The organism is Pantoea sp. R102, assembly GCF_004916815.1.
GTDB lineage: Bacteria > Pseudomonadota > Gammaproteobacteria > Enterobacterales > Enterobacteriaceae > Pantoea > Pantoea dispersa.
Map to the genome: position 1 here is coordinate 1 of NZ_SDFT01000195.1, position 7,139 is coordinate 7,139.

The 7,139-nt window shown below is 52.8% G+C and carries 11 protein-coding genes and 2 pseudogenes; 6 read left to right on the forward strand and 7 right to left on the reverse strand.

From position 1 onward, the window contains the following. The 3 genes and pseudogenes from ERD80_RS22690 to ERD80_RS18710 form a co-directional block, all read right to left on the reverse strand. A pseudogene (locus tag ERD80_RS22690) lies at positions 1-576 on the reverse strand (DNA primase); the annotation flags it as partial. Next, a complete protein-coding gene (locus ERD80_RS18705) occupies positions 573-941 on the reverse strand; it encodes a hypothetical protein (RefSeq protein ID WP_058759818.1) in 369 nt (122 codons plus the stop codon). The gene ERD80_RS18705 and the pseudogene ERD80_RS22690, both read right to left, overlap by 4 nt. Beyond that, the gene (locus ERD80_RS18710) at positions 931-1,125 is read right to left on the reverse strand and encodes a hypothetical protein (protein WP_021509672.1); all 195 of its coding nucleotides are present in this window, start codon (positions 1,123-1,125) and stop codon (positions 931-933) included. Before ERD80_RS18710 ends, ERD80_RS18705 begins: the two co-directional genes overlap by 11 nt. A 311-nt stretch (positions 1,126-1,436) precedes the next feature. Here ERD80_RS18710 and ERD80_RS22565 point away from each other — a divergent pair, with 311 nt between their 5' ends. Continuing rightward, positions 1,437-1,610, forward strand: coding sequence for a hypothetical protein (locus ERD80_RS22565; RefSeq protein WP_168926293.1), 174 nt, complete (start codon positions 1,437-1,439; stop codon positions 1,608-1,610). A gap of 6 nt (positions 1,611-1,616) precedes the next feature. After that, positions 1,617-1,799 carry a YlcI/YnfO family protein gene (locus ERD80_RS18720; protein ID WP_136548011.1) on the forward strand — a complete coding sequence of 61 codons (183 nt, stop codon included), beginning with the start codon at positions 1,617-1,619 and terminating at the stop codon, positions 1,797-1,799. 100 nt (positions 1,800-1,899) lie between these two features. Here ERD80_RS18720 and ERD80_RS18725 read toward each other — a convergent pair whose 3' ends face one another. The 3 genes from ERD80_RS18725 to ERD80_RS18735 form a co-directional block, all read right to left on the reverse strand. Next, entirely contained in the window at positions 1,900-2,109 is a 210-nt protein-coding gene (locus ERD80_RS18725; protein ID WP_136548013.1) for a helix-turn-helix domain-containing protein, read from the reverse strand. 121 nt (positions 2,110-2,230) lie between these two features. Further along, positions 2,231-2,851, reverse strand: coding sequence for a hypothetical protein (locus tag ERD80_RS18730; protein ID WP_136548015.1), 621 nt, complete (start codon positions 2,849-2,851; stop codon positions 2,231-2,233). Next, entirely contained in the window at positions 2,848-4,269 is a 1,422-nt protein-coding gene (locus ERD80_RS18735) for an integrase family protein (RefSeq protein WP_136548016.1), read from the reverse strand. The genes ERD80_RS18730 and ERD80_RS18735 overlap by 4 nt, the downstream gene beginning before the upstream one ends. 388 nt (positions 4,270-4,657) lie before the next feature. On the opposite strand from ERD80_RS18735, the gene ERD80_RS18740 reads away from it, so the two are divergent. Beyond that, a complete protein-coding gene (locus ERD80_RS18740) occupies positions 4,658-5,227 on the forward strand; it encodes a hypothetical protein (protein ID WP_136548017.1) in 570 nt (189 codons plus the stop codon). Positions 5,228-5,337: 110 nt separating this feature from the next. After that, complete coding sequence (locus ERD80_RS22570) at positions 5,338-5,496, forward strand: hypothetical protein (RefSeq protein WP_159378441.1); 159 nt, start codon at positions 5,338-5,340, stop codon at positions 5,494-5,496. A gap of 327 nt (positions 5,497-5,823) precedes the next feature. Here the strand turns inward: ERD80_RS22570 and ERD80_RS18745 are convergent, their stop codons facing one another. After that, positions 5,824-6,072, reverse strand: a complete 249-nt coding sequence (locus tag ERD80_RS18745) for a hypothetical protein (RefSeq protein WP_136548018.1) — start codon at positions 6,070-6,072, stop codon at positions 5,824-5,826. Positions 6,073-6,306: 234 nt separating this feature from the next. Between ERD80_RS18745 and ERD80_RS18750 the strand changes: the two are divergent. Further along, positions 6,307-6,672: pseudogene (locus ERD80_RS18750) on the forward strand (HipA domain-containing protein); the annotation flags it as partial. Between the two features lie 126 nt (positions 6,673-6,798). After that, positions 6,799-7,139: TetR/AcrR family transcriptional regulator (locus tag ERD80_RS18755; protein ID WP_136548022.1), on the forward strand; the 341-nt coding region annotated here is incomplete at its 3' end.

The following is a 7,139-nucleotide window of genomic DNA, read 5'->3' on the forward strand; positions in this document are numbered from 1 at the left end:
CATGGCCGGCATGGAATACGCCGTTTCGCTGTCGATAAAAATGGCCGCCATCTGGCGCGCCAGCGCCCGGTCGCTCAGCGGCTGCCAGACGATGCCGTTATAGTGATGCACCACGTCTGAATCAGCATCCAGCGCCAGCTGCCCGCTGTAATGCTCAAGAAGCACCCCGCCGCGCTGGCTGGGCCCCATCTGGGAAAGGGACAGCCCCGCCTGGCGGGGAGCTGCCGGCTGCTCTTTAGCGGCGGGAAAAAGGCGGTTGATACGTTCTGAATCACACAGCAGCGCCTTAACGGCCTCCCCGCCCGTGTAACCGGCAATCAGGTTCATCCGCGTCTGACGCTGCTTCTTTACGTCTGTCTGGCAGAAGCCTGCCTCACACAGGGCTTCATAGCTCATGCCGCTGCCCGGCACAAAGTCTTTCATTTTCTGCGCCAGACGGCCGTAGCAGGAATGTTTATCGCGGTGCCGTGAAGCGGCCTCACGGGCCGCTTTTTTATCAACGGGATGACCGTTCACCCACAGGTAGATGCAGGTGAACAGCGCGTCAGACAGGGTTTCCGTTTCCGTCACGCTCATTTCGGTATCCCTCCGCTCATCTGGAACTTGCCAATCAGCGGGTGGTACCAGTACGCCGAGCCGTACTTCCGTTTGGCCGCACGCAGCACCAGACGGGCCGCTTCACGGAATTTTTCGTCCGGCACCAGATAGCCTCCGGCCCTGTGCCGCACCAGCATCACGCCGGCGTTTTTTGCCAGCTCCTCCGCCTTTTTGGTGGAGATGCCAAACTCCGCCGCCAGCGTGCTGACCGGCGCCATGCCGGGCGGAATGGTGCCGCCCTGTGAATCCACCAGCGCGTTCAGGCTGGCCTCCAGGTCCCCGACGCGCGCAGTGAGCGCCTCCACCCGGCTGGCCAGCTCGTTAAACTTCACGTTACTGATCATGGTGCTTTCCTCCGTCAGCCCTGAGCGCGCGGTAGATCTCAAAGTTGATGTCGCAGGCCAGGCTGATGAGGTGCCGCAGCTGGGGCGAACACTCCTGGCAGGCCTTGTCCATAATCACCTCAAACAGCGAGGTGGCCATCTCGGCCTGGAATTCAGCCTGATCTAAATCCATGGGCTCACGCATTTTGGGCCTCCTGAACGGGCAGCGGGTCCGCGGGAGAGAGGGCAAGGCAGCGGACAGCCTGCTCTGAGCCGGCGCCGGTGCAGAGACGGAGCGGGGGTACAGACCGGTCCTGACGGGAAATGGCGGGGAGGCGGTGCTGATATTTGGGATGAGTTTGGGTATGCTTGTTCACAGCCATAACTGTTACCTCAACTAACGGTTTGGTAAGACGCCCCGTATGTGTTGCGAGCACTGCGGGGCGTTGCTTTGTATGGAAACGAAAACTAACATGGTCGTTACCATGTAATAAAATATAGGAAATGGTAATTACCATGTCAACACAAAGTGAGAAGCGTTCTCCCCAATACCAAATGCGTTTGCATGAGGACTTCAGGCAACAATTAGAAGAAGTTGCTAAACAAGATGGTGATAATACGCTTGCGACCTGGATTAAGCGGGTACTTCGCAAAGAACTCCAGTCCAGAGGCATCGAACCTAAAGGCTGACTATTGATGCAAGAGAAAAGAACTAAGCGCAATTTTGATCGTTTGAATAGCACTGCTAAAAACATTCGGTTCGAAGATGAGCTTTTGGAGCAAATCGATACTGCCGCAGGATCTGGTAAGTTCAGCTCCTGGGTTAAAGAAGCATGCCGAGAAAAACTAGAGCGCCAGGAAATCGAACCCAAAGGCTGATCACCATACAGAACATCAGCAAGTGCATAAATTCCGGATGCCATATCAAACTCATCCCGCCAGAAGCATGTGAAGGTTCGCTGAGTCAGCATGGGTAGCCTCACATGGTCTGCGTACGACGCGTGGACACCAGATACGCGTCCAAATCTGACTGAAAATAAATAACCTTGCGACCGACTTTGTAATGCGGAATTTGCACCTTACCGGTGCTGGCCCAGTTAGCCAGGGTCTGGGGCGTAACCCCCAGATAGTGCGCTGCCTCTGACCGGGTCAGACGGCGGGGTGTTTTCAGGCTGAGAGGGAATTGCATGAGTATCACCATCAATATCAGTTATAGACTGATGGTGAATATCTATCGCCGGAGATACTGTTTGTAGTCTCAGAACGCGCTGTGATCGGATCACAACGCGCTATAAGGGGATCATAACGCGCTATGAGGGTATGACCAGCCGAAAAGGCGGATACGGGCGAACTTTGGAAGCTGGCCCGAGTTTCTCCTCTTTAATCCAGCGTGCCAGCGTCTCTTCACTGACCTGTCCTTTCAAATGGCCATATACTTTTTTGATCATGGCATTTTTAGGGGTGTGCGGATATTGGCGCCAGGTTTCAGACATTATCGCGATCACTTCATCTGCATGTTTATTACGCCGTCCTGACGCATTCCTGCTGTTATGGCCGCTATACACTTCCCGACGGAATTCTTCAGACTGACGCAGCTTATTCATGGCGACATCAATAAACGTTGCGGTATCGGTCTGTCCCAGGATGTCGAAAGACTTCAGAACAGGAAGGAGTGAAATGGCTGTGTGGTAGTGCTGTTCAAGCAGAAGCAGCAGATAGGATTTAAGCAGGGCCAGCCGGGCACGATCATAGCTGCCTTTCGCGAGGTCCATACACCAGAGCGGATCTGAAATTTCGGTGATATACGTCCTGCGGTCTGCATCACTGAAGGACAACGCCTGGTAAAACATATTGATATAACCTGTCACCGGCTCTACCATAGCCAGCTCTTCCAGCTTTTTTGTCATTTCCGCTTTAATTTCATCAATCATTTTCTGACCTCATTGACCTTTTCTGAGAGTGAGAAAAGCAGTCTTCGTTTCTCATCATCACTGAGGTGTTCCAGCGCTTCTTTCAGCCGGGCATCCAGGCCTTCAGGCTTATCTGCTCTTCCGCTGTAGCCCAGGATGGCATGCTCAATTTTTGCTGCCGGTGCCTGCAGTTCATCCGCACCAAAGTGCAGATACCCCTGGGTCACATCGGCACTGCGCAGCGTTCTGTGATTCATCAGCCGCTTGAGGATATAGCTTCCCACCCCGGCCAGCTCCGCCACGGTACCGTAAGTTCGCCTCGCGTCATGCCACTTGAACGGGATAGGCTGCAGATTATCCGGATTGGGTTCAGGAACCGTTGACTGGCTTATGCGCCCGGTGACGTGGCGGTATTCTTTGATGGTGGTCTTTATGCCCGGAAAGACCAGAGGATGCTCTCCGCGCCGCGCCGCAGCGCGCCGGCGGAACAACGCCAGTAAGGTACGGGTGATGGGCAGTTCAAGCGGGTCGCCGTTTTTTGTCGTGTCTATCCAGAAGTAGCGGCCTCCCAGGTTAACGCAGGACCAGGCGAGACCGAATATTTCGGACTTCCGCAGGCCCGTGAACGTGGCCATCTCCACGGCATCACACACGGTCGCAGCGAAATCATCACGTTCACGCTCCGCCTGTTCCCTCACCGTCTCTATCGCAGATAACCAGCGACCAAGATCATGGGTACGGATGCGGTCGCTTTTCCTGACCGTGCCATGCCATTTCCGCTTGGTGCTGAGCACCAGTGTGGGTGGATCGGGAAGCAGGGTTCGCCCTTCCTCATCCCGGTAGTGATCGTGTGCGAAACGGTAAACCGCCCTGAGTGCGCGGGCCCATAAGTCCGCCTGCGCATGACTCCCCTGCCCGGTGCCCCGTCGGAGGGAACGCTTATCCGCACCATACCAGACCGTGCCATGCGTGATGGCTTTATGACGGGCTTCAACGCGATCGCGGGTGATGTAAGCCAGAGGCTGTGAGAGCCAGTCCCCTGAATAGTTGCCCAGAATGCTCCGGTATTGTTTTGCGGTGGCCGGCTTCAGGCGATGCTCGCGGCTGAGAATATAGGTGTCCAGGGCGTCCTGCAGGGTGACAGCTGCCCGTTCATGCGTACGCTTCTGAATATTGGGGTTCTGACCGCTGAGGGCCATGCTGCCCATGACCTCCAGTGCTTTCGCCCGGGCATTCTCCACCGACAGCGCAGGAAAACGCCCCAGCGTTGCCCGGAAAAACTTGCCGTTTTTCTTGCGGGACACACAGAAACTTTTAGTGCCGCTGACGCCGACACGGATCCGTAGCCCGTTTACAACCGTGTCGCCATACTCTACCTGCCCCCTGGCAGCAGGGGGGAGCTCTTCCAGCCTGGTTTTCGTGAATTTGAACGTTTCCATCCAACCTCCTCGACCACACGATCAGGGTATCCTGCGAATCGCATGGTCCAGCCAGGATACCTATAGGATTCCCCAAGCGCGTATTTGGGATGACTTCTGGTTATTTATACAGCAGTTATTATATTGGGAAGGTATTGAAAAGTATAGTGGGGTACATTTACGTAAGTTATTGATTTTACACTCATAATCGCTTGGTCGCTGGTTCAAACCCAGCAGGGGCCACCAAATTAACACTTTAAAATCATTCAGTTACCTACAAAAGCAGCTGTTTTTCCTTTTTGCTTACTGTCCCCTTTTTGTCCCCTCAATATTGGACATGCGTTTAGTTGAAACCTGATTTACCCCCATATAACATGCTCAGCAATGAGAAATTAAAAAAGAAAACAGTATGCTTTCACTCAGTAACGTCCACACTTTTGCTGTCAATGCAGTCCAAGCTGTAGCTGACGGTTTTAAATGGCCGATCGGATATGGCCGCCTTAATGATCATGATGTTGCATTGCTCAAGAGTGGAGCCTACGGTTCCTTGAATTGGAAATGGGCGCTTGCCACTTATGGAGAACCATTACTTGATGCAAGCAATGGGGTCTTAGATGTATCTATGAAAATTGTTGATGCCCCTGAGGCGCCTCTGGGAGGTGTGATTCTATGCCAGCTTGATCTGCGCAGAACAAGGCTCAATGTTTGCATGATGGAAAACTTCCTTAAGCACACCCAAAGTCATTTATCAGGTAAGGTTTGGCTATCAGCGATGATCTATGCTCATACCCTTGCTAAAGCAACTAAGATGGAAGAGATTTACATACTTAACCCGACAGAAGACAATTTGTCTCGGTATCACCGTTATGGGTTCTATGAAGATGTTACTTGCATGCCCCACCTTTCTGCATCTTTAGAAACTGTCGAAGAGAGTATCAGAGGTGCAATCTTCGCTTTAAGAACATCAAGACGCACATAAATTTGATCATAGAGTACTATTACCTTATAGTGACGACATCGTCAGGCATTCATTTGAATCCATTACATCACTACTTACTCCCTGTTCGGGTTAAAATACTAAGGTAAGTTATGAACACTCAAGAGATTAGCTTCGATGTTACTGAAACTCTCTCGTTGATAGCTGAAGCAACATCTTTTTGGCAAGCGTTTGATGCACAAGATGTTGAAGCTTTAAGTTGTTCTGCGATGGACCAATCTGGTCAGCCACCTCAACCTAAAGCAGCATAAGACCCCGCCCTGCGGGGTTTTTCTTTTTTAGTCCTTTGAAGTAGTTGCTATTCCATTCGAGATAACATCTTTCGTCCGTTTTTCGTCGCACTGCATGAACACAAAAGCGCTTCGTTTGAAGATATCTGTTCCACTTTATTGCTCTCATATTACCCAATCACAGTACATAATCGCAGATCATGCCGGACAGAGTTTTTCAGTCGAAGCATCAACAGCAATGCTTCTTCAGCCCAAGTGCCGCCTGTGTTCCCGCTAAAAGTCTTATTCAGGCCGGTCGATCTCCGCTAGATCCTGCAGATGACGTAAAATCCTAAATTTATATAAAAATCATATAACTGACGAGCCACCACGATCTTCATTCGATCTAGAAAACTGAAAATTACTGAAAATCTTTTCAACGATTTCAGTTCGCAGAATCCGGCAGGAAGCCAGCAGCAGCGCGGCCCGGCACGGCGGTTTGAAGAAAAATAAAACTGAAAAATTTTCCTGATGCAAAACCCGCAGGCGGGTGCGGTGTAGCGCCGTTTTTGTCGGTGAGACGTTTATTTTGTCGGGCTGTGGCTGCACCAGCGCCACGCTGTGCGGGTGATCCATTTGAGGGTAATACGTCGAATGGTTGCGTCTGTGCGGCTCTCTGAAGGCGTTCTGTGCGGTCTGGTGACAGGCATAAAAAAACCCGCTGAGTTAGCGGGCTAAAAGTGATGGTGATTAACCTATGACGGGCGAGTATTTCGCGGCCAGCGCCGTGGCCTACGTGGCACACTGTCCGATTGCGGCACTGTTGGTTGGCTGCCCGGTAGACGGGTGCGTGAGGCCGCTAATAGCACGACCCGGCTTTGGGCATTCGGCATGCTGATCGGCAATACCGACATGCACGCCGGTAACCTGTCATTCATCAGTCGCCATGGCCGTCCTTATCACCTCGCGCCAGCTTATGACATTCTGCCGATGGGCTTCGCGCCCAGAGCGGGGGGTGCCATCGTGAATACGCTGCGGCCTGCGTCACTGCCAGAAGTGGTCAGCAGCGATACATGGCGGGAAGCGCTGGCTTTGGCGGAGGAATTTTTGTCTCTGGCGAACAGTTGCGATGGCTTCTCCGATCGTTTTGCGCCCTGCCTCGCCGCGTTACAACAGCATCTGGATGAGGCCCGAGCGCGCATCGCCCGACTGGGCTAAGCGCCTTTCCTGATTGATAATTCCTTCAAAGCTGCATCCTCGAAACAGGCGGTGATTAACCGCCTCGCACCCGATTTTCGCGCCGCCACTTTGCAAAAGTAAAACGATCGGTTTACTTTTTAAGGTATGCTTAAAAAACAACATATCCTGAACGCTGCCGAGCGGCTGTTCTACAACAACGGTTTTCATGCCACCAGCACCGATTACATTTGCCGTGAGGCGAAGGTCTCCACGCGTACGCTCTATCAGCACTTTCCGTCGCGCGAGCGGTTAACTGCCGCGGTGATGACCGCGCGCCGGCAGCGCTTTGCCAATTTATTGTCACAGCCAGACGATCCGGCAGCCATCAGCCAGCTGTTTTCAGTGCTGGAACAGTGGATGCGGGCGGAAGGTTCGCTCGGCTGCTTTTTTGCCAAAGCGTACGGCGAGTATGCGGAGCAGGATGCTGAGCTGGCGGCGCAGGCGCT

Coding starts and splice junctions, on each gene's coding strand:
- ERD80_RS22565 (WP_168926293.1), top strand. CDS start 1,437: ATGTCAACACAAAGTGAGAAGCGTTCTCCCCAATACCAAATGCGTTTG.
- ERD80_RS18730 (WP_136548015.1), bottom strand. CDS start 2,851: ATGATTGATGAAATTAAAGCGGAAATGACAAAAAAGCTGGAAGAGCTG.
- ERD80_RS18705 (WP_058759818.1), bottom strand. CDS start 941: ATGATCAGTAACGTGAAGTTTAACGAGCTGGCCAGCCGGGTGGAGGCG.
- ERD80_RS18710 (WP_021509672.1), bottom strand. CDS start 1,125: ATGCGTGAGCCCATGGATTTAGATCAGGCTGAATTCCAGGCCGAGATG.
- ERD80_RS18720 (WP_136548011.1), top strand. CDS start 1,617: ATGCAAGAGAAAAGAACTAAGCGCAATTTTGATCGTTTGAATAGCACT.
- ERD80_RS18740 (WP_136548017.1), top strand. CDS start 4,658: ATGCTTTCACTCAGTAACGTCCACACTTTTGCTGTCAATGCAGTCCAA.
- ERD80_RS18735 (WP_136548016.1), bottom strand. CDS start 4,269: ATGGAAACGTTCAAATTCACGAAAACCAGGCTGGAAGAGCTCCCCCCT.
- ERD80_RS18725 (WP_136548013.1), bottom strand. CDS start 2,109: ATGCAATTCCCTCTCAGCCTGAAAACACCCCGCCGTCTGACCCGGTCA.
- ERD80_RS22570 (WP_159378441.1), top strand. CDS start 5,338: ATGAACACTCAAGAGATTAGCTTCGATGTTACTGAAACTCTCTCGTTG.